This is a genomic window from Mycobacterium sp. E136, from assembly GCF_001666865.1.
In the GTDB taxonomy this organism is placed as follows: domain Bacteria; phylum Actinomycetota; class Actinomycetes; order Mycobacteriales; family Mycobacteriaceae; genus Mycobacterium.
In genome coordinates this window covers 1-23,812 of record NZ_LZJE01000158.1, presented here as the reverse complement: position 1 = coordinate 23,812, position 23,812 = coordinate 1, and the positions used below count along the sequence as shown (strand labels likewise).

The 23,812-nt window shown below is 65.7% G+C and carries 23 protein-coding genes and 2 pseudogenes; 15 read left to right on the top strand and 10 right to left on the bottom strand.

Translation table 11 applies throughout. The features are described 5' to 3' along the window. The 6 genes from A5698_RS10480 to A5698_RS10455 all read right to left on the bottom strand — a co-directional run. The coding region (locus tag A5698_RS10480) for a thiolase family protein (protein WP_286144444.1) at positions 1 to 415 on the bottom strand (415 nt) is incomplete at its 3' end. Then, positions 408 to 1,202 carry an enoyl-CoA hydratase/isomerase family protein gene (locus A5698_RS10475; protein ID WP_084792371.1) on the bottom strand — a complete coding sequence of 265 codons (795 nt, stop codon included), beginning with the start codon at positions 1,200 to 1,202 and terminating at the stop codon, positions 408 to 410. The genes A5698_RS10480 and A5698_RS10475, both read right to left, overlap by 8 nt. An 8-nt stretch (positions 1,203 to 1,210) precedes the next feature. Further along, entirely contained in the window at positions 1,211 to 2,431 is a 1,221-nt protein-coding gene (locus tag A5698_RS10470; RefSeq protein WP_084792369.1) for a CaiB/BaiF CoA transferase family protein, read from the bottom strand. Further along, positions 2,428 to 3,186 (bottom strand): SDR family NAD(P)-dependent oxidoreductase, encoded by a 759-nt coding sequence (locus tag A5698_RS10465; protein WP_068296106.1) that lies wholly within the window; start codon positions 3,184 to 3,186, stop codon positions 2,428 to 2,430. Before A5698_RS10465 ends, A5698_RS10470 begins: the two co-directional genes overlap by 4 nt. A gap of 19 nt (positions 3,187 to 3,205) precedes the next feature. Next, the gene (locus tag A5698_RS10460; protein ID WP_068296103.1) at positions 3,206 to 4,372 is read right to left on the bottom strand and encodes an acyl-CoA dehydrogenase family protein; all 1,167 of its coding nucleotides are present in this window, start codon (positions 4,370 to 4,372) and stop codon (positions 3,206 to 3,208) included. A 146-nt stretch (positions 4,373 to 4,518) separates the two neighbouring features. Further along, on the bottom strand, positions 4,519 to 5,814 hold the full coding sequence (locus tag A5698_RS10455) for an amidohydrolase family protein (RefSeq protein ID WP_068296101.1): 1,296 nt from the start codon (positions 5,812 to 5,814) through the stop codon (positions 4,519 to 4,521). 260 nt (positions 5,815 to 6,074) lie between these two features. On the opposite strand from A5698_RS10455, the gene A5698_RS10450 reads away from it, so the two are divergent. From A5698_RS10450 to A5698_RS10415, 8 genes are all read left to right on the top strand, one after another. Further along, the gene (locus tag A5698_RS10450; RefSeq protein WP_067290559.1) at positions 6,075 to 6,614 is read left to right on the top strand and encodes a carboxymuconolactone decarboxylase family protein; all 540 of its coding nucleotides are present in this window, start codon (positions 6,075 to 6,077) and stop codon (positions 6,612 to 6,614) included. Positions 6,615 to 6,620: 6 nt separating this feature from the next. Further along, on the top strand, positions 6,621 to 7,952 hold the full coding sequence (locus tag A5698_RS10445; protein WP_067084936.1) for an aromatic ring-hydroxylating oxygenase subunit alpha: 1,332 nt from the start codon (positions 6,621 to 6,623) through the stop codon (positions 7,950 to 7,952). Next, entirely contained in the window at positions 7,945 to 8,274 is a 330-nt protein-coding gene (locus A5698_RS10440) for a hypothetical protein (RefSeq protein WP_064412958.1), read from the top strand. The genes A5698_RS10445 and A5698_RS10440 overlap by 8 nt, the downstream gene beginning before the upstream one ends. A gap of 2 nt (positions 8,275 to 8,276) precedes the next feature. Next, a complete protein-coding gene (locus A5698_RS10435) occupies positions 8,277 to 9,500 on the top strand; it encodes a metal-dependent hydrolase family protein (RefSeq protein ID WP_068296098.1) in 1,224 nt (407 codons plus the stop codon). After that, a complete protein-coding gene (locus tag A5698_RS10430) occupies positions 9,487 to 9,915 on the top strand; it encodes a nuclear transport factor 2 family protein (RefSeq protein WP_068296095.1) in 429 nt (142 codons plus the stop codon). Before A5698_RS10435 ends, A5698_RS10430 begins: the two co-directional genes overlap by 14 nt. Then, positions 9,912 to 11,036 (top strand): acyl-CoA dehydrogenase family protein, encoded by a 1,125-nt coding sequence (locus A5698_RS10425; RefSeq protein WP_068296092.1) that lies wholly within the window; start codon positions 9,912 to 9,914, stop codon positions 11,034 to 11,036. Before A5698_RS10430 ends, A5698_RS10425 begins: the two co-directional genes overlap by 4 nt. 36 nt (positions 11,037 to 11,072) lie before the next feature. Then, positions 11,073 to 11,840 carry an acyl-CoA dehydrogenase family protein gene (locus A5698_RS10420; RefSeq protein WP_068296125.1) on the top strand — a complete coding sequence of 256 codons (768 nt, stop codon included), beginning with the start codon at positions 11,073 to 11,075 and terminating at the stop codon, positions 11,838 to 11,840. Positions 11,841 to 12,002: 162 nt separating this feature from the next. Further along, positions 12,003 to 12,890 carry a type IV toxin-antitoxin system AbiEi family antitoxin gene (locus tag A5698_RS10415; RefSeq protein ID WP_068296089.1) on the top strand — a complete coding sequence of 296 codons (888 nt, stop codon included), beginning with the start codon at positions 12,003 to 12,005 and terminating at the stop codon, positions 12,888 to 12,890. Between the two features lie 73 nt (positions 12,891 to 12,963). On the opposite strand, the gene A5698_RS10410 is transcribed toward A5698_RS10415, so the two are convergent. Continuing rightward, the gene (locus A5698_RS10410) at positions 12,964 to 13,746 is read right to left on the bottom strand and encodes an enoyl-CoA hydratase (protein ID WP_068296085.1); all 783 of its coding nucleotides are present in this window, start codon (positions 13,744 to 13,746) and stop codon (positions 12,964 to 12,966) included. Between the two features lie 12 nt (positions 13,747 to 13,758). Next, a complete protein-coding gene (locus A5698_RS10405) occupies positions 13,759 to 14,934 on the bottom strand; it encodes an acyl-CoA dehydrogenase family protein (RefSeq protein ID WP_068296082.1) in 1,176 nt (391 codons plus the stop codon). A 122-nt stretch (positions 14,935 to 15,056) separates the two neighbouring features. On the opposite strand from A5698_RS10405, the gene A5698_RS10400 reads away from it, so the two are divergent. From A5698_RS10400 to A5698_RS10380, 5 genes are all read left to right on the top strand, one after another. Further along, positions 15,057 to 15,773, top strand: coding sequence for a TetR/AcrR family transcriptional regulator (locus A5698_RS10400; protein WP_082963830.1), 717 nt, complete (start codon positions 15,057 to 15,059; stop codon positions 15,771 to 15,773). A 312-nt stretch (positions 15,774 to 16,085) separates the two neighbouring features. Further along, the gene (locus A5698_RS10395; protein ID WP_502688905.1) at positions 16,086 to 17,216 is read left to right on the top strand and encodes a cytochrome P450; all 1,131 of its coding nucleotides are present in this window, start codon (positions 16,086 to 16,088) and stop codon (positions 17,214 to 17,216) included. A gap of 39 nt (positions 17,217 to 17,255) precedes the next feature. Further along, positions 17,256 to 18,092, top strand: coding sequence for a mycofactocin-coupled SDR family oxidoreductase (locus A5698_RS10390; RefSeq protein WP_067290251.1), 837 nt, complete (start codon positions 17,256 to 17,258; stop codon positions 18,090 to 18,092). A 13-nt stretch (positions 18,093 to 18,105) separates the two neighbouring features. Further along, entirely contained in the window at positions 18,106 to 19,176 is a 1,071-nt protein-coding gene (locus tag A5698_RS10385) for a phosphotransferase (protein ID WP_068296076.1), read from the top strand. 57 nt (positions 19,177 to 19,233) lie between these two features. After that, a complete protein-coding gene (locus A5698_RS10380) occupies positions 19,234 to 19,977 on the top strand; it encodes an SDR family NAD(P)-dependent oxidoreductase (protein WP_068296122.1) in 744 nt (247 codons plus the stop codon). On the opposite strand, the gene A5698_RS10375 is transcribed toward A5698_RS10380, so the two are convergent. Beyond that, positions 19,974 to 20,945, bottom strand: coding sequence for an NADPH:quinone oxidoreductase family protein (locus tag A5698_RS10375; RefSeq protein ID WP_068296120.1), 972 nt, complete (start codon positions 20,943 to 20,945; stop codon positions 19,974 to 19,976). The two genes, A5698_RS10380 and A5698_RS10375, sit on opposite strands and share 4 nt — an antisense overlap. A gap of 138 nt (positions 20,946 to 21,083) precedes the next feature. Here A5698_RS10375 and A5698_RS10370 point away from each other — a divergent pair, with 138 nt between their 5' ends. Beyond that, positions 21,084 to 22,517 carry a WS/DGAT/MGAT family O-acyltransferase gene (locus tag A5698_RS10370; protein WP_068296073.1) on the top strand — a complete coding sequence of 478 codons (1,434 nt, stop codon included), beginning with the start codon at positions 21,084 to 21,086 and terminating at the stop codon, positions 22,515 to 22,517. Here A5698_RS10370 and A5698_RS10365 read toward each other — a convergent pair. Next, positions 22,514 to 23,581, bottom strand: a pseudogene (locus A5698_RS10365) (AMP-binding protein); the annotation flags it as partial. The gene A5698_RS10370 and the pseudogene A5698_RS10365 overlap by 4 nt on opposite strands. Here A5698_RS10365 and A5698_RS10360 point away from each other — a divergent pair. Next, positions 23,579 to 23,812: pseudogene (locus A5698_RS10360) on the top strand (acyl-CoA synthetase); the annotation flags it as partial. The pseudogenes A5698_RS10365 and A5698_RS10360 overlap by 3 nt on opposite strands.

The window sequence follows — 23,812 nt, the reverse complement described above, 5'->3', positions numbered from 1 at the left end:
GCACTTTGGGGCCGTACGGCATTCCGGTGGCCCGCGCCGAGCCGAGCGGTACCCGGCTCATCACCTCCACGCCGCCGGCGACGACGACGTCCTGCTGGCCCGACATCACCGCGTGGACCGCGAAATCCAGCGCCTGCTGGCTCGACCCGCAGGCGCGGTTGACGGTGGTGCCGGGAATGGTCTCCGGCCAGCCCGCGGCAAGCGCTGCGTAGCGGCCGATGTTGCTCGACTGGTCGCCGACCTGAGACACGCAGCCCCACACCACGTCGTCGACGATCTCGGGGTCGATGCCCGCCCGCTCCACGAGCGCGTTGAGCACGATCGCCGAGAGATCGGCGGCGTGCATCTCCGACAGTCCACCGTTGCGCTTGCCGACCGGCGTGCGCACCGCCTCGACGATCACCGTTTCACGCATTGTCCTTCTCCGATCCGGGCCGTACCGCCCATCGACCAGTAAATACGGCTTCGCGCTTCGCCGCGAACGCCGCATATGCCTCTGTCGAGTCCGCGGTGGCGAAGTTGCCGGGTTGCGCACGTGCCTCGTTGGCCAGCGCCTCGCGCAGCGTCGCGTTGGCCCCGTCGTTGAGCAGCGCCTTGCTCTGCGCGAGCGCCACCGGCGGTCCCGCCGCCAGTCGGGCGGCGAGGTCGGTGACGAAGCCGTCGATCTCGTCGGCGGGCCTCACCCACGTGACCAGCCCCAGCGAGCGCGCTTCCTCGGCGTCGATCATGTCGGCCAGCAGCACCAGTCGTTTCGCTTGTTGCAGGCCGACCAGTTTGGGCAGCAGCCACGAGCCGCCGAGGTCGACCGACAGACCGCGCTTCGAGAAGATCTGACAGAACCGGGCTTCCGGCGTCGCCACCACGAAATCGCAACCGAGCGCGAGGTTCCAGCCAGCCCCCACAGCGACACCGGTCACCTTGGCGATGGTGGGTATGGACAACTCGTGCAGAGCGAGAGCGACGTCGGTGAGCCGACGCAGCTTGTGCCGCGGATGAATGTCCTCGGGTGTGCCGATGTCGGCGCCCGAGCAGAACGCCCCACCCGCCCCGGTGATCACCACCGCGCGCAGATCGGTGTCGCGGGCGGCGGCCCGCAGGGAATCGGCGAGCTCCTCCCACAGCTGCGCGTTGATCGCGTTCTTGCGGTCGGGTCGGTTCAGCGTCAGGGTCCGCACCCCGTCGCGCTCGGAGGTCAGCAGCACGTCCTCGCTCACGAGTACGCGGGTCCGATCACTTTTTCGGCGCGCAGACGCGCGAGATCCTCAGCGTTGAGCCCCAATTCGCCGAGGACGGCGTCGGTGTGCTGACCCAGCCCGGGCACCGCGCCCATCGGCTGCTCGAAGCCGCTGATCACCGGCGGCGGACGCAGCGCGCGGATGTCGCCCTTGGGCGTGGCGACGGTGCGCCAGCGGTCACGGGCGGTGAGATGAGGGTGCACGACGACCTCGCTGGGGACGTTGTAGCGGGAGTTACCGATCCCGGCGTCGTCGGCGATCTTCTGTATCTCGGCGAGATCGTGCTGGGCACACCAGGATCCGATCGCCTCCTCGAGGACCTCGCGGTGGGAGCAACGGTCGGGGTTGGTGGCGAAGCGCGGATCGTCGGCGAGGTCGGGACGGTTGATGATCTCGCGGGCCACCCGCTGCCACTCCCGGTCGTTGGTGGTGCCGAGCACCACCGTCTGGCCGTCGCGCGTCGGAAAGGCGCCGTAGGGTGCGACGGCGGGTGAGCCGACGCCGAGCGGTTCCTGGTCGATGCCCGAATGCTGGGTGTACGTCAGCTGGTATCCCATGACATCGGTCATCACGTCGAACAGGCTCAGCGCGACGGACGGGCCCGCGGTAGCGGTGTTGCCGCTGCCGCGCCCGACCAGCAGCGCCAGGATCGAGATCGCGGCGTAGAGGCCGGTGGAGAAGTCGGCCATCGCGGGTCCGGGCTTGGCCGGCATGCCCGGGTAGCCGGTGACCGCGCACGAACCCGCCTCGGCTTGGACGAGAAGGTCGTACGCGCGTTTGTGGGAGATCGGTCCGCCGGGGCCGTAGCCGTCGATCTCGACCGGGATCACGTTGGGATGCCGTGTGGCGAGGTCCGCGGGACTCAGGCCCATCCGCGCGGTCGCACCCGGCGCGAGGTTGGACACGAACGCGTCCGCCCGGTCGAGGAGGCGGTGCAGCAGTTCGATGCCCTCCGGCGCCTTGGTGTTCAGCGTCACCGACTCCTTGCCGCGGTTACACCAGACGAAGTGCGCGGCCAAGCCACCGGGACCGTTGACGACGTCGTCGTAGTCGCGGGCGAAGTCACCACCGTTGGGGTTCTCCACCTTGATCACCCGGGCGCCGAAGTCGGCGAGCACCCGGGTGCACATCGGTGCGGCCACGGCCTGCTCCATCGCGACGACGGTGACGCCGTCCAGTGGTGCTGCGCCGCTCACATCACCATGCCGCCGTCGACCGGCAGCACCTGTCCGGTGATGTAGGAGGCGGCGTCGGATGCCATGAACACGAACGCCCCGGCGATCTCCTCGGGGTCGGCCCACCGCTTCATCGGGATGCGGTTCATCATGTTGGCCGCGAACTTCTCGTTGGTGCGGATGGTCTCCGTCATGGGGGTGGCGGCCAGCGGCGCCAGCGCGTTCACCATGATCTTCTTCGTCGCCAATTCGCGAGCAAGGGATTTGGTGAACCCGATGATGCCCGCCTTGGCCGCCGAATAGTTGACCTGGCCCAGCGTGCCCGTCAGGCCCGCCGCCGAAGTGACGTTGACGATGCGGCCCGTCCCGTCGGTGGGGATGTGCGGGAGCGCGGCCTGAGTGACGTTGAAGGCGCCCATCACGTGGATGTCGAAGAGCAGCCGGAACGCCTCCTGCGTGGTCTTCTCGAACATCGCGGGTTTGGTCACGCCCGCGTTGTTGATGACGATGTGCAGAGCACCATCGGCGAGCGCGGCCGCCTGCGCGGCCGCGGCGTCGGCCGAGTCGCGATCCGAGACGTCCAACGCGGCGGACTCCGCCCGACCGCCGCCGGTCGAAATGCGTTCAGCGACAGCGGCGGCGCCGTCCTTGTCCAGGTCGGTGACGAGCACCGCGGCACCCGCATCGGCGAGAGCCTGTGCGACTGCGGAGCCGATGCCACCCGCGGCACCGGTCACCAACGCCGAACGGCCGGATAGATCGAAATAGTTGACCATCAGTGGTAGTGCTCCTCCGTCAGTAGCTGCGCGGCAGTCCGAGGACGTGCTCGCCGAGGAAGTTGAGGATCATCTCCTGGCTCACCGGCGCGATCTTCATCAGCCGCGACTCGCGGAAGTAGCGGGAGACGTGGTACTCCTCCGAGTAACCCATACCGCCGTGCAGCTGCAGGGCCCGGTCGGCAGCACCGAATCCGGCGTCGGCGCACAGATACTTCGCCGTATTGGCCTCTCGCCCACAGGGTTTGCCGTTGTCGTAAAGCCACGTGGCCTTGCGCAACACCAGTTCGGCGGCATCGAGCCGGGCCAGGGAATCGGCGAGCGGGAACTGCAGGCCCTGGTTCATCCCGATGGGGCGGTTGAACACGTGGCGCTCGTTGCCGTACTTGACGGCCTTCTCCAGCGCCACCCGTCCGATGCCCAGCGCCTCGGCCGCGATCAGCATCCGCTCGGGGTTGAGACCGTCAAGGATGTACTTGAAGCCCTTGCCCTCCTCGCCGACCCGGTGCTCGACGGGCACCATCAGGTCGTCGATGAACACCTCGTTGGAGCTGACGGCGTTGCGCCCCATCTTCTTGATGGGCCGGATGTCGACGCGGTCGCGGTCGAGGTCGGTGAGGAACAGCGTCATCCCGTCGGTCTTCTTGGTGACCTCATCGAAAGGTGTGGTCCTGGTCAGCAGCAGGATCTTCTCCGACTCCAGCGCCTTGGAGATCCACACCTTGCGGCCGTTGATCCGGTATTTGTCGCCTTCGCGCTTGGCGAACGTGGTGATGCGGGAGGTGTCCAGTCCCGCACCGGGTTCGGTGACGCCGAAGCACACGTGCAGGTCGCCGTTGACGATGCGTGGCAGCGTCTCGGCTTTGAGCTCGTCGGAGCCGTGCTTGACGACGGGTTGCATCCCGAAGATAGACAGGTGAATCGCGCTGGCGCCGTTCATCGCGGCCCCGGAGCGCGACACCTCCTCGAGCAGCAGCGTGGCCTCGGTGATGCCGAGGCCGTGCCCGCCGTACTCCTCGGGGATCGTCATGCCAAGCCAGCCGCCCTTGGCGATCGCGTCGTAGAACTCCCGCGGGAACTCGTGTGCGAGATCTTTTTCCATCCAGTAGTGGTCGTCGAACTTGCTCGCCAACTCACGAACGGACTTGCGGATCAGCTCCTGGTCCTCGGTCAGTTCGAAACTCATCCCGCCGGGCACGGTGGTTCTCCTCTTGTCGTCGTCTCGCAGCGAAGTGCGCCGGCGCGTGAACGTGACTTCCGCACCGGCGCACTGAAAAGACGTTGCTCGCGGCCCTGCGGCCGGACCTTCCGATACTTGCAGACTCCTCAGTCTCAGTCCTTGTTGCCGCTCACCTGCTTGGCACTGGCCGCGAAGTCGGCGAACGACGCGCCGGTCTTCTCCTTCTTCGAGAGGGCTTGGATGGAGACGTCGTGCCCCTCCGCGGCCTTGCGCAGCGCACCCACCGTCGCCTGTTCGCGGGTGATGTGGGTGAACGGGTCCCAGTGATACCAGCGCATCGCGTTCTGGAAGGTCATCTTGTTGATCTCGTCATCGGGCACTTTGTTGGCCTTGAGCACCTCGTCGAGCTGCTCGGGAGCCCCGGGCCACATCGAGTCGCTGTGCGGGTAATCGGCCTCCCAGCAGATGTTGTCGATCCCGATCGCATTGCGGGTGGCCACCCCCACCGGATCGGCGATGAAACAGGTCAAAAAGTGCTCACGAAACACCTCGCTGGGCAGCTTGCCCCCGAAGTCCTGACCCGTCCACGTCGAATGCATCTCATAGGTGCGGTCCACCCGCTCCAAAAAGTACGGAATCCAGCCCGTACCGCCCTCAGACAGCGCGATCCGCAGCGTCGGGTACTCCTTGATCGGGCGCGACCACAACAGATCCGCCGCAGCCTGCACGATGTTCATCGGCTGCAACGTGATCATCACATCCATCGGCGCATCCGGGGCCGTGATCGCCAACCGCCCCGACGACCCGATGTGCACGTTGAGCACCGTCTCGGTGTCGACCAACGCATCCCACATCGGCTTCCAATGCTCAAAATCGTGAAAACTCGGATAGCCCATCGCCGCCGGGTTCTCGGTGAACGTCAACGAATGCACACCACGCTCAGCGTTGCGCCGGATCTCCTTGGCGCACTCCACCGGATCCCAGATCACCGGCAACGTCATCGGAATGAACCGCGCCGGATAGGCCCCGCACCACTCCTCGACATGCCAATCGTTGTAGGCCTTCACCAACGCCAGGGAGAACTCCTGATCCTCAGTGGCGAACAACCGCCCGGCGAAACCGGGAAACGACGGAAAACACATCGAGCCCAGGATGCCGCCGGCGTTCATGTCCTTGACCCGCTCATCGACCTGCCAACAGCCGGGCCGGATCTCATCGAGACCCTGCGGCTCCAGCCCGTACTCCTCCTTCGGCCGGCCCGCCACCGCGTTGAGCGCCACATTCGGGATCACCGTGTCACGGAACTGCCAGGTATCCGACCCATCCGGATTGTGCACCAACCGCGGCGCCTCATCGATGTACTTCTTGGGCAGATGATTCTTGAACATATCGGGCGGCTCGACGATGTGATCATCGACACTGATCAAGATCATGTCGTCCTTGTTCATGCCCGTTCCTTTCGTCGCGTCCCCCGAGGCTAGCTATCAGGACCTTGCTCAATGTGAGGAAACTATCTTCTCACCGTACGAGAATCAATGTCCGAAAGCCACCCTATGCCCTCCTGTCAGGGCGATTAGGTCCGACGAGGCACGCTTTTGACCACCGCCGATGACCTCCGGCGTTGACCATCGGCGAGAAAGGTGGAAATCTATTGGCGAAATATGAGAACCTGATTCTCACCACCGAGAGCACACCGAAGGGAGGCGCCTTGCGCGTGCCGCCGCTGCCCGCAGCAGAGTGGGACGACGCCGTCGACCAAGCTCTGTCGAGCATGTCTCCCGAACGGCGGAATCCCGAGTTGGCGGGCAACCTGCTGGCGACGTTGGTCCGCCATCCGAAGCTGACCCGCGCCTTTCTGCGGTTCAACTTCCACCTGCTGTACGGATCGACGCTGTCGCCGCGGCTGCGCGAGTTGGCGGTCCTGCGCGTGGCGCACCTGACCAAGTGCGAATACGAGTGGCGCCACCACGTCAAGATGGGTCGCGAGGAGGGGCTGACGGACGAGGTCATCGATGCCCTGCAACGCGGTGAGGCCCTAGACGAGCTCGACCGCGCCGTGCTGCAGGCGGTCGACGAACTACAGGACAACGCCAACGTTTCCGACGCAACATGGGCCGCCTTGTCCGAACACCTCGAGGAACGTCAGCTGATGGACCTCGTCTTCACCATCGGCTGCTATGGCGCACTGGCCATGGCCATCAACACTTTCGGCGTGGAACCAGACTCCGAAAATCTCGCAGAGAGGTAAGACACCGTGGCATTTTTTCCGAAACCAGAAGAGGGTAGCTGGACGGAGCACTGGCCCGAACTCGGCACCGCACCGGTCGATTACACCGACTCCATCGACCCGGAGCAGTGGAAGCTCGAGCAGCAGGCCATCTTCCGCAAGTGCTGGCTCAACGTGGGACGCGTGGAGCGGCTTCCCAAGAAGGGCAGCTACTTCACTCGCGAGATGCCGTCGGCGGGTGCCGGTACGTCGGTGATCATCGTCAAGGACGGCGACAACACGGTGCGTGCGTTCCACAACATGTGCCGCCATCGCGGAAACAAGCTGGTGTGGAACGACTATCCCGGCGAAGAGGTCTCGGGCACGTGCCGCCAATTCACGTGCAAGTACCACGCCTGGCGCTACAACCTGAAGGGTGATCTGACGTTCATCCAGCAGGAGGGCGAGTTCTTCGATGTCGACAAGGCCGACTACGGGTTGGTGCCCGTGCGCTGCGAGGTGTGGGAAGGCTTCATCTTCATCAACTTCGACGACGACGCCGAACCGCTGATCGACTACCTGGGCGACTTCGCGAAGGGCCTCGAGGGCTACCCGTTCCACGAGATGACCGAGACGTATTCCTATCGGGCCGAGGTCAACTCGAACTGGAAGCTGTTCATCGACGCGTTCGTTGAGTTCTACCACGCGCCGATCCTGCACATGAAGCAGGCGGTCAAGGAGGAGGCCGAGAAGCTGGCCAGCTACGGCTTCGAGGCACTGGCTTACGACATCAAGGGCAGGCATTCCATGGTGTCCTCGTGGGGCGGCATGAGCCCGCCGAAGGACATCAACATGGTCAAGCCCATCGAACGCATCCTGCACAGCGGGCTGTTCGGACCGTGGGACCGGCCCAAGATCAAGGGCATCCTGCCAGAGGAGCTGCCGCCGGCGGTCAACCCGTCCCGGCACCACGCATGGGGTCAGGACTCCTTCGAGTTCTTCCCGAACTTCACCCTTCTGCTGTGGGCGCCGGGCTGGTATCTGACGTACCACTACTGGCCGACCGACGTGGACAAGCACATCTTCGAGTGCACTCTGTACTTCGTGCCCGCCACCAACACCCGCGAGCGGCTCGCCCACGAACTCGCGGCCGTGACCTTCAAGGAGTACGCGTTCCAAGACGCCAACACCCTCGAGGCCACCCAAACGATGATCAACACCCGTGTGGTCAAGGAATTCCCGCTGTGTGACCAGGAGGTCCTGCTGCGTCACCTGCACAAGACCGCGTGGGATCACGTGAACGCCTACAAGAAGGAAAAAGGCCTCACCAACGGCCAGACCTCCGCCAGCGCGAGCGAGAAGGACGCGATCAATGCCTAAGTTGCCGGAAGAGTTCGCCGATCTGGAGCGGTTCACCGACTGGTGCCTGCCCACCGAAGAGGAGCGCTACCAGAAGCGACTGTCCTCGACGATGGAGGAGATGCAGGAGTTCTACGACGCCGGTATGGAGCGCCTCGAGGCCGTCATGGAGTACTGCGACGCCCGCTTCCCGCTGGACGGGATGCCCGAGGACGCAAAGGCTCTCATCCACATGATGCAGTCGCTGGTCAACGTGTCGTTCCCGATCGAGGTGTGGAAGCAGCCGCGCGTGCTCGACAGCGGCGCAACCTATATCACCTGTATCAGGGAGCCGGTGGTCTAGGAGTGCTGACCCTCAAAGCGGCGGGTCTGCTCGACGTCGATGCCGGTGAGATCGTCCGGCCGGGCATCGTCCGAATCGACGGCGAGCGCATCGTCGGCGTCGGCGGTGCGGCCGAAGGCGACTGTGAGGTCATCGATCTCGGAGACGCCATCCTGTTGCCCGGGTTGATGGACATGGAGGTCAACCTCCTGATGGGCGGCCGGGGCGAAAACCCCGGCCTTTCCCAGGTTCAGGACGACCCCGCGACCCGGGTGCTGCGAGCGGTGGGTAACGCCCGACGTACATTGCGGGCCGGCTTCACGACCGTGCGTAATCTCGGGTTGTTCGTCAAGACCGGCGGTTACCTGCTCGACGTCGCGCTGGGCAAGGCGATCGACGCCGGATGGATCGACGGTCCGCGGGTCATTCCGGCCGGTCACGCGATCACCCCGACCGGGGGCCACCTCGATCCGACGATGTTCGCGGCCTTCATGCCGGGCGCGCTGGAGCTGACGGTCGAAGAGGGCATCGCCAACGGCATCGACGAGATCCGCAAGGCGGTGCGCTACCAGATCAAGCACGGCGCCCAGCTGATCAAGGTCTGCGTCTCCGGCGGCGTGATGTCGCTGACCGGCGAGGCTGGCGCGCAACACTATTCAGACGAGGAACTGCGGGCCATCGTCGACGAGGCGCACCGACGCGGCCTGAAGGTGGCCGCGCACACGCACGGCGCCGAGGCCGTGAAGCACGCCGTCGCGTGCGGCATCGACTGCATCGAGCACGGCTTCCTGATGGACGACGAAGCAATCCAGATGCTGGTCGACAACGACCGGTGGCTGGTCACCACGCGCCGGCTGGCCGAAGCCATGGATGTGTCGAGGGCACCGAAGGCGTTGCAGGACAAGGCCGCCGAGATGTTCCCGAAAGCTCGCACATCGATCAAGGCCGCCTACGAGGCGGGGGTGAAGATCGCGGTCGGCACCGACGCCCCCGCTATCCCCCACGGCAAGAACGCCGACGAGTTGGTCACGCTGGTGGAATGGGGCATGCCTGCCGCCGCCGTGTTGCGCGCGGCCACCGTCGTCGCCGCGGATCTGATCGACAAGCCCGACCTGGGCCGCATCGCCGAGGGGTACCTCGCCGACATCATCGCGGTGCCTGGTGACCCGCTCGCCGATATCAGCGTTACACGGGATGTCAGCTTTGTAATGAAGGGCGGTAAGGTCTTCCGACATGACTCGAACTGACGATCTGGTCGAGATCCAGCAGCTGCTGGCCAAGTACGCCGTCACGATCACCCAGGGCGACATCGAGGGGCTGATCTCGGTGTTCACCCCGGACGGGACGTACAGCGCGTTCGGCTCCACCTACACGCTGAACCGCTTCCCCGAGCTCGTCGACGCCGCGCCGAAGGGCCTGTTCATGACCGGCACGTCGCTGGTGCACCTCGATGAGAACGATCCGGACAAGGCGACGGGGACGCAGCCGCTGTGCTTCATCGAGCATTCCAAACACGACATGCGGATCGGCTATTACAGCGACACCTATGTCCGCACCGACGACGGCTGGCGGCTGAAAACCCGTGCCATGACGTTCATCCGGCGCAGCGGCGACCACGACTCCGGCCGTCCGCACGCCATCGGAAGGCCCGAAGCTGGATGAGCAGCGACCTATTCGAACCCGCCACCTTCCGCGCCAAGCTGCGGGAATGGCTCGACACCAACGACCTGACCCCTCCCGACGACCACTCACTCGACGCCCATCAGGCCCAGCACCTGCGGGTGCTCAAGGCGCTGTACGACGCCGATTGGATGCGCTACGGCTGGCCGGAATCGGCCGGCGGCCTCGGCGGTCCGGACATCCTGCGGGCCATCGTCGGCGAGGAGGTGGTCGGGCGCGGACTCGACCATCCCGGGCCGTATTCGATGCTCGACGTGCTGACGCCAACCATGATTGACTACGCACGACCAGAACTGGCGGCGGAGATGGTGCCGCGGCTGTTGTCCGGGCAGGAGTCGTGGTGCCAGGGTTTCTCCGAGCCCGGCTCGGGTAGCGACCTGGCGTCGTTGACCACTCGCGCCGTGCCGCAGGGCGACAACTGGGTCGTGAACGGTCAGAAGGTGTGGACCAGCTTCGCGCAGTACGCCAAACGGTGCATCCTGCTCACCCGCACCGGTGACGCCAACACGCCTAACCACGGAGCGATCACCGCATTCTTTGTCGACCTCGATTCGCCGGGTGTCTCGGTGCGTCCATTGCGCACCATGCATGATGTCGACGAATTCTGTGAGGTGTACTTCGACGACGTCGTGGTGCCGGCGGACCGTATGCTGGGCAACCCCGGCGACGGGTGGAAGGTCGCGATGGATCTTCTCCCCTACGAGCGCTCCACCTGCTTCTGGCAACGCATCGCCTACCTGTACTCGCGGTTCGACGAGCTCGTGAACGAGGTCAAAGGTCTTGGCACAGCGTCGGATTCAGATCTGGGCGAGGTGTACTTGGCGCTGCATACGTTGCGCTGCCGCTCTCGCGCCACCCAGCATCGGCTGGGCGAGGGACAGAAGCTGGGTGCAGACACGTCGATCGACAAGGTGCTGCTGGCGGGCGCCGAACAGCGGCTCTACGACACCGTGCGCGATCTGCTGCCCGGCCGCATCGAGCTCGAGGAGAACGCCTGGCGCACCGAGTACCTGTATTCGCGGGCCGCGACCATCTACGGCGGCACCGCCGAGGTGCAGCGCAATATCATCGCCCGTCGCCTGCTCGATCTGGGTAAGGAGTGAGGAGTGGAATCCGGTTTGGACGCCGAATCGCTGGCGATGCTCGAAGACACGCTGCGCAAGACGATGCTGTCGGTCTCGGGCGCGGAGCTCGACGCTGCGCTGGCCGAACTCGGGTGGGCCGAGATGCTGGCCGACACACCCGATCAGGCGATCCCGTTGGTGTTCCGCCTGCTCGGCGAAACCGGTTCGCACGCCTCGGTTCTCAACGATGTGCTGTTGGAGACGATTGGCGGCCTACCAGGCGGGACCCCGCCGATGCCCTACACCGGCGGCAGCTGGGTGGTCTGGGAACGCGCGGCCAACAGCGAGCCGACGCTCGGCGGCCTGCCCCTGCGCCGGGTACCCGATGGCGAGCTGATGCGGATGGGTGAGGCTCGCCGAGCGGTGGGCTGGTGGCTGGTCGGGTCGGCCAGGGCAATGCTGGCGCTGGCGCGTCAGCATGCGCTCGATCGCGTCCAGTTCGGCAAGCCCATCGCGTCTTTCCAAGCGATTCGGCACCGGTTGGCCGAGACGCTGGTGGCGATCGAGGGTGCCGAGGCGACGCTGGGCCTGCCGGGTACCGAAAGCGCGGACCTGACCGCGATGCTGGCCAAGGCCGCCGCGGGCAAGGCGGCATTGACGGCGGCCAAGCACTGCCAGCAAGTTCTCGGCGGCATCGGCTTCACCGCCGAACACGATCTGCATCGGCACATCAAGCGAGCGCTCCTGCTCGACGGATTGCTCGGCAGCTCACGCGAACTCACCAAGAGAGCGGGCGCAGGCCTGCGCGCCCGAGGCTCGGTCCCGCGGCTCGCCTACCTGTAGTCCTGACGTTCCGCGAGCGTGCGTGTTTGCACACGACACGCCGCGGAATTTCATCACTTTGTGCACGCTCGTGCCTCACCGATTGTGCACAAAGCCAGTTTCATCCACAGATGGTGTTCTCGGCGCCCGACGTGTTGACGCGTCGGCGCGACGCTTGCCGTCATGGACCCAGCCCTCAGGCAGCTATTCGACCGGCAAGGTGGATTGGCGACGAGCAGCCAGATCTTGGCGCTCGTTCCCCGCTACACACTTGAAGCGGTCCTCAAGGCAAGTGATCTCGAGCGCCTCTGGCACGGCATCTACTGTCTCGGTGAACCGACCGACGAGTTGAGGCTGCGCGGCCTCGACCTGTCGTGCGGCACGACGGTTCCGGTATGCCTGGCCACCGCCGCGGCACTTTTCGGCTTCGACACCGAACAACCCGCCGGACTTCACGTCCTCAACCCGCGCGGCCATCAGTTGCGCTCGGCCGACGGATTGGTGGTACATCGCCGAGACGGTGCGCCGCTGGTGCGTGTCGCCGATCGGCTCGCGACATCGCCGGCATGGACCGCGATCGAAGTGGCACGCGCATTGCGACGGCCGCGGGCGTTGGCAACACTCGACGCCGCGCTCCGCTCGGAAACCTGTACCCGGGCCGAATTGTGGCGTGCGGCAAGCCAACAAGCCGGTCGGCGCGGCATCGTAGCCGTGCGTGACCTACTTCCTCTCGCCGACGCCCGCGCCGAATCGCCGATGGAAAGTGAAGCGCGCTTGGCGATGATCGACGGTGGACTACCGATGCCCGAACTGCAGTACGAGCTGGTCGACGGAAACGGTGAGCTACGCCGCCTGGATTTCGCGTGGCCCGACGCTCGCGTCGCGGTGGAGTACGACGGCGTCGATTGGCATGCCGAACCCGAAGCGCTGCGTAACGACCGTCGACGCCGCCTGGCCCTGCAGGACGTTGGGTGGACCGTCATCGCGATCGTTGCCGACGATGTTCGGCACCGGAGCTGGGACTTCGTGGCGAGGGTAAACCGAGAACTTCGTCACGCTCGCGCCGCGTGAGCGCGACCAAACTGTCGAGAAGTGGCGGCGTGTCGTGTGCAAACACGCACGCTCGCGCCAGAAAGGGGAAGAGCTACTTGATGCTGGCCTTCATCTCGTCGAGGTTCACCAGCACCGGCCAACCGCCGACGCTCAGCGCGTTCCCGTGGCCCGTCTGGTGGATGTCGAACACCGACTGAATGGCGGCGTAGAAACCCTGCACGTCGAGGGTCTGGTTGACGGCACGCTTGGCCTGCCGTAGCGCGAACGGCGGCATCTTCGCGATCTGTTCGGCCAGCGCTCTGGTCTCCGCATCGAGCTGGCCCCGAGGCACCACCTTGTTCACCATGCCAGTGGCCGCCACCTCGTCGGCCGTCATCGCGCGACCGGTGAACAGGATCTCCTTGGCCTTGCGCGGCCCGAGTTCCCAAGTGTGGCCGTGGTATTCGACGCCGCCGATCCCCATCAGCACCACCGGGTCGGAGAACTGGGCATCGTCGGCCGCGATGATGAGGTCGCATGGCCAGCACAGCAGCAACCCGCCGGAGATGCAGCGCCCCTGGACGGCTGCGATCGACGGCTTGGGCACATTGCGCCAGCGCAGCGTGTACTCCAGATAGCGCTTCGCCTCGTGCTGGATGATGAAGTCCAGCGTGATTTTATCCGGCACCGGCCCCCCGCCCCGCAGATCGTGGCCGGCCGAGAAGTGCTTTCCGTTGGCCCGCAACACGATCACCGACACCTCGGGATCGTCCGCCGCCCGGGTCCACGCGCCGTCGAGCTCGTCGAGCAACTCGGTGTTCTGCGCGTTGGCGGCCTCGGGTCGGTTCAGCGTGATGGTCGCGATGCGGTCGGCGACCTCGTACTCGATGTACATGTTGCAGTCCTTCTAGTTTCGAGGCAGTCCCAGCAATCGCTGGGCGATGATGTTGCGTTGGATCTCTGAAGTGCCACCGGCGATGGTGCCGCCGAACGTGCGGACATAGCGCTCGAACCACCCGCACCGGTACAGCTCGAGATGCTGCGCGCTGTACGGCCCGGAGAACGTGGGATGGTCCAGCGCGTCGGCACCCGCAGCGCCCAGTGCGTACTCGGCGGCGGCCTGCGACGCTTCCGAGCCGAACAGTTTGAGCACCGACAGCGCGGCAACGTCCTCGTCGCCACGCTCGGCGCGGGCCAGTGCCACCGAGCCGAGCAGGCGAAGCGCCTGATTGTCCATCGCCAGGCGGGCGTACCGGTCTCGATCGAGCGCGGAGGCGGGCCGGAAATCCTCGACCAGTTCTTGCAGGCGGTCCGCATAGCTGAGCCACAACATGTTTCGTTCGTGCCCGAGCGAACCGTTGGCGACCCGCCAGCCCTCGTTCAACGGCCCGACCAGGTTCTCCGCTGGCACCCGCACGTCGTTGAAGAAGACCTCGTTGAAATCGAGGTCGTCTTCGTCACAGAGTGACGCGAACGGCCGCCGCACCACCCCCGGCAGGTCCGTCGGGATCATTAGCACGCTGATGCCCTTGTGCTTAGGCGCTTTCGGATCGGTGCGAACAAAAGTCAGCAGGACATCCGCGTCGTGTGCCCCCGGGGTCCACACCTTCTGGCCGTTGACGACGAAATGGTCACCGTCGGGGACCGCGGTGGTACGCAGCGAAGCCAGATCGGAACCGGCGCCCGGCTCGCTCATCCCAAGCGATGCGGTGATCTCTGCCCGCAGGATCGGGACCGCCCAGCGGCGCTGCTGTTCGGGGGTGCCGAACGAGATCAGCGAGGCCGAGATGATGCCGACGCCCTGCGGGTTGTAGGTCAGGTACACGCGCCGACGCGCCAGTTCCTCCTGATGTACGTACTGCTGCAGGATCGTCGCGTTGCGTCCACCGAACTCCGGCGGATAGCCCGGCAGCAGCCAACCGTTGTCGAACATCAGCCGCTGCCAGTCCCGAGCCCAACCCGGCACGTCGCTGCTCGAACGCGACCGCTCGAGGGCGACGGTGTCGGAGGGAAGATGTTCGTCGAGGAAGGCGTCGAACTCGGCGCGGAACGCCTCGACGTCGGCATCGAAGGTGAGCTGCACGGAACTCCCGCCGGATCAAATCTTTGGTAGGACTATTGTTATCTCCAAAATGAGAATACTATTCTCATCGTGAGAAAGTTACAATCTCTGACACGTTGGCCGCGAGGGGGTCGAGGACCGCAATGGCGAGACGTTCTCCGGTACAGTCAGTTCATGTTCTCCCCGCCCGGCCAGCGTCTGAGCCACCGGTGACAAGCCCGAGCGAAGAGCCTGCCTGGAAGCAGCGCGCGGTCGAACGCTCCATCAAAACCGCGAAGCTCCGGGCCGCGCAGCGCGTGCAGCGCTTCCTCGATGCCGCGCAGGCCATCATCATCGAAAAGGGCAGCACCGACTTCACCGTCCAGGAGGTCGTCGACCGCTCGCGGCAGTCACTGCGCAGCTTCTACCTGCAATTTGACGGTAAGCACGAGCTGTTGCTGGCGCTGTTCGAAGACGCCTTGAGCCGGTCGGCCGACCAGATCCGCGCCGCCACCACCACGGCCGACGAGCCCATCGAACGGCTCAAGGTCGCCGTGCAGCTGCTGTTCGAATCCTCGCGCCCGGACCCCACGGCAAAACGGCCGCTGTTCACCGACTTCGCGCCCCGGCTGCTGCTCTCACACCCCGCCGAGGTCAAGGTCGCGCACGCGCCGCTGTTGGCACTGCTGACCGAGTTGATGGAAGAGGCCGGCGAGGCGGGCCAGCTGCGGGAGGGCATCAACCCGAAGCGGATGGCGGCGATGACGATGCAGACGGTCATGTTCGTCGCCCAGTCCAACGGCGCCGAAGACGGCACGACTCACCCCATCACCGCCGACGAGGTCTGGGACTTCGTCTCGCACGGATTCGCCGCCGACTAGTCGGAGAACTCCGTTCTCACATCCGAGGCGAGAATCACATTCTCGCCTCCTTGAAGCACCCCCGGCGATCGTTCAACGCACCCTGCGGAGAATCATATTCTTCTGAGCGAAGAGCTTAAATGTTCCGATTTGAATCCGTTGTTGACACCCCTTCATCGCGAATGCCAGAGTTGTGAGACAAATGCCAGCCCCATGTCTTATGCGACCTGACCGGTGAGAGGCGATCCGGTGACGATCAGCGCCGAAAATCCCGACGTACACGATTCGACGCACGAGAAGCTGTACTACGACCCCTACAGCGTCGATCTCAACATGAACCCGTACGCGGTCTTCGCGCGTCTGCGCGAAGAGGCCCCGCTGTACTACAACGACAAGCACGACTTCTATGCGTTGAGCCGGTTCGAAGATGTCAACAAGGCCGTGATCGACCACCAGACCTTCATCTCGGGTCGCGGCGCCTTGCTCGAGGTCATCAAATCGGGCATGGAGATCCCGCCGGGCACACTGATTTTCGAGGATCCGCCGATCCACAACATCCACCGCAATCTGCTCTCGCGAGTGTTCACCCCGCGCAAGGTGCAGGCGCTCGAACCCCAGATCCGCGAGTTCACGTGTCGCTGTCTGGACCCGTTGGTCGGCGCCGAGAAGTTCGACTTCGTCAACGATCTCGGCGCACAGATGCCGATGAGGGTCATCGGAATGCTCTTGGGCATTCCGGAAGCCGACCAACGCCGCGTCACCGAGCACGGCGAGGCGACATTGCAAAGCGATTCGGTTGACCTGATGGCCACCGGTGAGGTGTTCGCTGAGTTCATCGACTACCGCACCGAGCATCCCTCCGACGACATCATGACCGACCTGCTGAACGCCGAGTTCGAGGATGAGACAGGCACCCGTCGCAGACTGCGCCGGGAGGAACTGCTGATGTACCTCACGGTCATCGCCACCGCGGGCAGCGAAACCACCACCCGCTTGATCGGTTGGGCGGGAAAGACACTCGCCGATTACCCCGAGCAGCGCGCGGAACTGGCCGCGGACCCAAGCCTCATCCCCCAGACGATCGAGGAGATCCTGCGCTGGGAGCCGCCGGCGCTGCAGATCGCCCGATACGTGACCCGCGACGTTGAGTACTACGGCCAGACGGTCCCCGCGGGATCGGCGATGCTGATGCTGGTTGGTGCGGCCAACCGCGACCATCGCCGCTTCCCGCCGAATGGCGACGTCTTCGACATCCATCGAGAACTGCACTCCCACATGACGTTCGGCGCCGGGACCCACTTCTGCATGGGCAATGCGCTGGCGCGCCTGGAGGGCCGGATCGCGCTCGAGGAAATCCTCAAGAGATTCCCGACGTGGGGGGTCGACTGGCCCAACGCCCGCCCGTCGCAGACCACCGCCGTCCGCGGCTGGGAGTCCATGCCCACCTTCATCAACCCGAAATAACACCGAAACCCCTGTAACCACAACGAATTGAGGTACCCGATGACCGGACGTGTCGAAGGCAAGGTCGCTTTCATCACCGGCGCCGCCCGCGGCCAGGGCCGCGCCCATGCCGTGCGGCTGGCCCAGGAAGGCGCCGACATCATCGCCGTCGACATCTGCAGGCAGATCGACAGCGTGCAGATCCCGCTGTCGACCCCGGAAGACCTTGCAGAGACCGCAGATCTGGTGAAGGGCCTCAACCGGCGCATTTACACCGCCGAGGTCGATGTCCGCGACTTCGATGCGCTCAAGTCGGCCGTCGACGCCGGTGTCGAGCAGCTCGGCAGGCTCGACATCATCGTCGCCAATGCCGGGATCGGTAACGGCGGCGCCACGCTGGACAAGACCAGCGAGGGCGATTGGACCGACATGATCGACGTCAACCTCGGTGGCGTCTGGAAGACCGTCAAGGCCGGTGTCCCCCACATCCTGGCCGGCGGCCGCGGCGGCTCCATCATCCTCACCAGCTCGGTCGGCGGCCTGAAGGCCTACCCGCACACGGGCCACTACGTCGCAGCGAAACACGGTGTGGTCGGCCTGATGCGGACGTTCGCGGTCGAACTGGGCGCGCAGAACATCCGCGTCAACTCCGTGCATCCGACCAACGTCAACACGCCGCTGTACATGAACGAGGGGACGATGAAGCTGTTCCGTCCCGACCTCGAGAACCCGGGTCCCGACGACATGAAGGTCGTCGCCCAGCTGATGCACACTCTACCGATCGGCTGGGTGGAGCCCGAGGACATCGCGAACGCGGTGCTGTTCCTGGCCTCCGACGAGAGCCGTTACATCACCGGCGTGACGCTGCCGGTCGACGGCGGCAGCTGCCTGAAATAGTCGGAGCCCGTAGATGACCGCTGCCGAGCTGTCGCTTCCGCGCAGCTGGGACGAGATCACGCCGAGCTGGATGACGGCGGCGCTCGGGAATCACTTCCCGGGCGCCACCGTCGAGGCCGTCACGGTCGCGCTGCGCGACGACGGCACCAACCGCCGGGCGCGCCTGGCGCTGACCTACTCGACGGGCTCCGGGCCGGCGACGGTGTTCGCCAAGGCCGTCGACCCCGACCACGCCGAACTCGTGGCGCTCACCAGCGGGCTGTTCCACGAACCCCGGCTCTTCAGCTCGGGAGTGTCGCTGCCGCTGGACCATCCGACCGTTTACGCCGCGCTCATCGATGAGCCCGGCTCGAACTTCGTGATGATCATGGAAGACGTCGTCGCGCGCGGCGCGGACCCCCGCGACTCCACCCGGCCGATGACGGTCTCGCAGGTCGCCAACGGAGTTCGCGGGCTGGCGCGAATGCACAGCCAGTTCTGGGGTGAGCGGCTGAGCACGAACCAGGCGCTGAGCTGGCTCGAGCCGTTTGTCGCCTTCGAAGGCCTCGAGTACGCCCCGCTGGACATCGCCCGCGAGCGACTGGGCAACACGGTCTCCTCCGAGATCCTCGGGCTCAACGGCACAGACCTTTTCGTCGACATCTGGGCCCGCTACATCGGCACGCTGACGACCTCATCGCAGACGCTGCTGCACGGCGATCCGCACATCGGCAACACCTACGTGCTGCCCCACGACGATGTCGGGTTCCTCGACTGGCAGATGGCCCGACGCGGCAACTGGTCGCTCGATCTCGGCTACTTCCTGCAGGGTGCGTTGACGATCGAGGACCGCAGGCGGGCCGAGCGGGACCTGCTCGACGAATACCGGAACGCGCTCACCCTGCCCGCCGCCGAACTCCCGTCGGCCGAGGAGGTGTGGCTGCGCTACCGCGCGTCGGTCGCACACGGTCTGGCCATCTGGATGGCCACCCTCTCCGGCGGTGACGCCTGGCAGGGCGCCGACATCTGTTTGGCGTTGGCCCAACGGTATTCGGCGGCGTTCATCGACCTGGACACTCGCGCCGCACTGGCCGCGCTGGACTAACCCGTAAACGTCGGCCCGTATGGGAAATCGGTGACCCATCTCGCGGAACTGCTCGACATGAGCGGCAAGGTCGTCGTCGTCACCGGCGGCAGCCGGGGTATCGGGCGGGCAGTCGCCCAAGGCTTCGCCGAGGCCGGCGCCGACGTGGTGATCGCCAGCCGAAAGCTCGAGAACTGTCAGTCGGCCGCCACCGAGATCGAGCGCAGCACCGGCCGCCGCGCTCTGCCCGTCGGATGCCACGTCGGACGGTGGGACGACGCCGAAATGCTCGTGGACATCGTTTACGACACGTTCGGACGATGTGACGTGCTGATCAACAACGCCGGCATGTCGCCGGTGTACGACGATCTCACGTCGGTCACACAGGAGCTCTACGACAAGGTGCACGCGGTCAACGCCCGCGGACCCTTCCGTCTCGCAACGCTTTTCGGAACCCGGATGGCCGACGCCGACGGCGGGTCGATCATCAACGTCACCACTGCGGGGACGCTGCGACCGGACACGGCCGACCTCCCCTACGCCATGGCGAAGGCCGGGCTCAACGCACTCACCCTGGCCTTGGCCGGAGCGTGGGCTCCCAAGGTCCGGGCCAACCTCGTCATGCCGGGCGCGTTCGACACCGACATCTCGAAGTCATGGGGGCCCGAGGCGCAGGCAGCGGCCGCGGCGATGAACCCGATGAAGCGCATCGGGATGCCCGAGGACATGGTCGGCCTGTGTGTGTTCTTGGCCAGCGACGCGGCCGGTTACATCAACGGCGCTCAAATCCTGGTCGACGGCGGTCTTTTCCGCACGCTCTAGATCTCGATGATGACCTTGCCCTGCGCCTTGCGCTCGGCGACGTGACGCAGCGCGATCGCGGCCTCGTCGAGCGGAAAGCGGGCGCCGATGTACGGACGGAGCTTGCCCTCGGCGAACAGCGCGTTCAGCTCCTCGTCGTCGCGTAGGACCTCATCCGGATAGTCGGACGCGAAGGTCCGAATCTCCATACCGCGAACGGTAATGCCCTTGAGCAGAACCAGATTCAGCGGAACCGCTGGAATCTCGCCGGCCGCGTAACCGAGCGTGACGAAGGTCCCGTGCCGGCCGAGGCCGCGCAAAGCGGGCAGGGAGTACGGCCCACCGACCGGGTCGACGACGATCTGGGCGCCGCCCTCACCGGTGATCTCCTTGAGACGGGCCCGCAGATCTTCGCGATCGTAGTCGACAACCGCCTCAGCGCCGCGCTCGCGACACAGCTCGAGTTTCTCCTGTCCGGATGCGACGGCCAACACCCTGCCCCCGAGGAGCGTCGCGATGTCGACCGCGGCGAGGCCGACACCGCCGGCGGCACCGAGCACGACCACCCAGTCACCCGTCTGCACCGGAGCGACCGTCCGCAGCGTGTAGTACGCGGTCCGATACGTGACGCCGAACGCGGCGGCCTCGGCGTAGTCGACCCCGTCCGGGATCGGCGACACAGACCGCGCGTCGACCACCGCCTGCTCGGCAAAAGCGCCGACGAACGTCGTCGCCGTCACCCGAGCACCGACACGGACGTCGACGCCGTCACCCACTGCGATGACATCCCCTGCCATCTCGCTGCCGGGGCTGAACGGCGGCGGCACCTTGACCTGATAGTTGCCGCCGATCAGCAACACGTCCGGATAGTTCACCGCGGCGGCGCGCACCCTGATGACGACCTGACCGGGTTGCGGTGCCGGGTCGGGAAGTTCGTCGAGCACGAGATCCTCGGGCTGGCAGTACTCCCGACACACGATGGCCCTCATCGACACTCCAATCGTTCGGCCACCTAACAATAGTCAGGGACCGTGCGCTGCGTTCCTGCTGACCGAAACCCCCCGATCATGGTCGTCCGAGTGGTTCGATGGAGCCCTTGGACACCGACGGTCCGCAGGGGTGGGGATGTGAAGCGACTCAACGGTATGGACGCCATGCTGCTGTACAGCGAGACGCCCAACCTCCACACGCACACGCTGAAGGTCGCGATCATCAACGCGGCCGACTTCGACGGCGAGTTCACCTTCGACCACTTCCGGCGGACAATAGCGCGGCGGCTGCACCTGCTCGATCCGTTGCGGTACCGGCTCGTGGACATTCCCGGGAAGTTGCATCACCCGATGTGGCTCGAGGACTGCCCGGTCGACCTCGACTACCACCTGCGCCGTGTCCCCGTGCCGAGCCCGGGCGGGCGGCGTGAGCTCGACGAGGTCATCGGTCGGATTGCCAGCACCCCGCTCGACCGCAGCCGTCCGCTGTGGGAGTTCCACTTCGCGGAGGGGATGGCCGACGACCGCTTCGCGCTGATCGGCAAGGTGCACCACACCCTGGCCGACGGTGTGGCGTCGGCGAATCTGCTTGCGCGGCTGATGGATCTCGCCGACGGCACGAACGACGAGCGCGAGGAGTACGCCACCTGTCAGCCGCCGAACCGGTCCGAACTGGTGAAGGCCGCCATGCGTGACCACGCCGCGAACGTCGCCGCCTTGCCGGGGCTGACGCGTGATGCGGTTCGGGGTTTCACCAAGCTGCGGCGTCACGCCAAACAGCGCGCGGCTCATCCGGACCTGGCGAAGATGTTCCGCACCCCGTCGACCTTCCTCAACCACGTCGTCTCGCCGGGGCGCACGTTCGCCACGGCATCGCTGTCGCTGGCCGAGGTCAAGGAGACGGCCAAACACGTCGGGGTGACGTTCAACGACATCGTGCTGGCCACCGCGGCGGGCGGGCTGCGCGAACTCCTGCTGCGCTACGACGGGCGCGCGGACCGCCCGTTGATGGCGTCGGTCCCGGTGAGCACGGACCTGTCACCGGATCGGATCACCGGCAACGAGATCGGCGGCCTGTCGGTTTCGCTGCCCGTACACATCGACGACCCGCTCGAACGGGTCCGGTTGACCTCGCTGGCGACCACACAGGCCAAGGAGAACTACGAACTCCTCGGCCCCAAGCTGCAGGGCCAGCTGATGGAATACCTCCCTCCCCCGCTGACACCGCCGCTGCTGCGATGGCAGAGCCAACGCGCCAAGCACAACCCGTTGATGAACGTCGCGGTGTCGAGCGTGCCGGGACCACGCCGTCGCGGCCACATCGGCGGCGCACCGGTGAGCGAGATCTACTCGATCGGTGTGCTCTCGGCAGGCAGCGCATTCAACATGACGGTGTGGAGCTACGTCGACCAGGTCGACATCTCGATCCTGTCCGACGACCGGACCTTCCACGACATCCACGAAGCCACCGACGCGATGGTGCACGGACTCGACGAAATACGGTCCGCAGCAGGGCTTCCCGCGCTGTCGGTGGTCAGCACCGCGATGGGCCCGGCGACCGCCGCCCGTTAGTCGACCAGACCGAGCAGATCCTTGCGCACCACCTTGCCTGTGCTGCCGCGCGGCAACTCGTCGAGGACGGTGATCTGCCGCGGGACCTTGTAATTGGCGAGGTTGTCGCGGACGTGTTGTTTGAGGTCGTCGGGCGTGGCGCTCCCGCCGTCGTTCAGCACGACGAAGGCGACGAGACGCTGCCCGTACTGCTCGTCGTCGACGCCCAGCACCACCGCTTCCTTGACGTCGGAGTGGCGAGCCAACGTCTTCTCGACCTCGATCGGATAGACGTTCTCTCCACCCGAGACGATCATCTCGTCGTCACGGCCGACCACGAACAACCGCCCGGCTTCGTCCAGATAGCCGACGTCTCCCGAAGCCATGAACCCGTCGTGGAAGTCCTTCGTCTTCCCGGAGGTGTACCCGTCGAACAACGTGCCGCTGCGGACGAAGATCTGTCCGGTCTCACCGGTTGGGAGTTCGTTGAAATCCGCGTCGTAGATACGGATCTCGGTGCCGTCGGCGGGCGTTCCGGCCGTATCCGGCGCCGCCCGCAGGTCGGTCGGAGTGGCGGTGGCGATCATCCCCGCCTCGGTCGCGTTGTAGTTGTTGTAGATCACGTCGCCGAAGCGGTCCATGAACTTGATGACCACATCGGGGCGCATCCGCGAACCCGATGCGGTCGCGAAGCGCAGCGACTTGCCGCTGTAGCGGTTGAGGACGTCGTCGGGGAGGTCCATGATCCGGTCGAACATCACCGGCACCACGCAGAGGCCCGTCGCCTTGTGCCGGTCCACCAACTCCAGCGTCGCCTCGGGGTCGAACTTGCGGCGCGTGACGATGGTGCAGGCCAACAGCGCGGCGAACAACAGCTGCGAGAACCCCCACGCGTGAAACATCGGTGCGACGATGACGGTCGCCTCCTCGGTGCGCCAGGGCGTTCGGTCGAGCACCGCCTTGAGATCACCTGCGCCGCCGCTGCCTTCGCCGCGTTTGGCGCCCTTCGGGGTTCCGGTGGTGCCGGACGTCAGCAGGATGATGTCGCTCTTGCGTTCGGCGGCCGCGGGCCGCTTGCCGAGGTGGTCGATCGCGAAGGCGCCGACGTCGTCATCTACGACGAGGAGTTCTCCGAGATCGTCGAACGGGCCATGGCCGACAAACCCGCCGCCACGCGCATTCTCGCCTGGACCGACGAAGCCGCCGACGGTGTGACGCTCGATCGGCTCATCGAGTCCAACCTCGGCAAGCGGCCCGCGGCCGCCGAACGCAAGAGCGACATCATCCTGCTGACGTCCGGCACCACCGGAACCCCG

Coding starts and splice junctions, on each gene's coding strand:
- A5698_RS10465 (WP_068296106.1), bottom strand. CDS start 3,186: ATGGTCAACTATTTCGATCTATCCGGCCGTTCGGCGTTGGTGACCGGT.
- A5698_RS10460 (WP_068296103.1), bottom strand. CDS start 4,372: ATGAGTTTCGAACTGACCGAGGACCAGGAGCTGATCCGCAAGTCCGTT.
- A5698_RS10455 (WP_068296101.1), bottom strand. CDS start 5,814: ATGAACAAGGACGACATGATCTTGATCAGTGTCGATGATCACATCGTC.
- A5698_RS10440 (WP_064412958.1), top strand. CDS start 7,945: ATGCCTAAGTTGCCGGAAGAGTTCGCCGATCTGGAGCGGTTCACCGAC.
- A5698_RS10430 (WP_068296095.1), top strand. CDS start 9,487: ATGACTCGAACTGACGATCTGGTCGAGATCCAGCAGCTGCTGGCCAAG.
- A5698_RS10425 (WP_068296092.1), top strand. CDS start 9,912: ATGAGCAGCGACCTATTCGAACCCGCCACCTTCCGCGCCAAGCTGCGG.
- A5698_RS10420 (WP_068296125.1), top strand. CDS start 11,073: ATGCTCGAAGACACGCTGCGCAAGACGATGCTGTCGGTCTCGGGCGCG.
- A5698_RS10415 (WP_068296089.1), top strand. CDS start 12,003: ATGGACCCAGCCCTCAGGCAGCTATTCGACCGGCAAGGTGGATTGGCG.
- A5698_RS10410 (WP_068296085.1), bottom strand. CDS start 13,746: ATGTACATCGAGTACGAGGTCGCCGACCGCATCGCGACCATCACGCTG.
- A5698_RS10400 (WP_082963830.1), top strand. CDS start 15,057: ATGGCGAGACGTTCTCCGGTACAGTCAGTTCATGTTCTCCCCGCCCGG.
- A5698_RS10395 (WP_502688905.1), top strand. CDS start 16,086: ATGAACCCGTACGCGGTCTTCGCGCGTCTGCGCGAAGAGGCCCCGCTG.
- A5698_RS10390 (WP_067290251.1), top strand. CDS start 17,256: ATGACCGGACGTGTCGAAGGCAAGGTCGCTTTCATCACCGGCGCCGCC.
- A5698_RS10385 (WP_068296076.1), top strand. CDS start 18,106: ATGACCGCTGCCGAGCTGTCGCTTCCGCGCAGCTGGGACGAGATCACG.
- A5698_RS10380 (WP_068296122.1), top strand. CDS start 19,234: ATGAGCGGCAAGGTCGTCGTCGTCACCGGCGGCAGCCGGGGTATCGGG.
- A5698_RS10375 (WP_068296120.1), bottom strand. CDS start 20,945: ATGAGGGCCATCGTGTGTCGGGAGTACTGCCAGCCCGAGGATCTCGTG.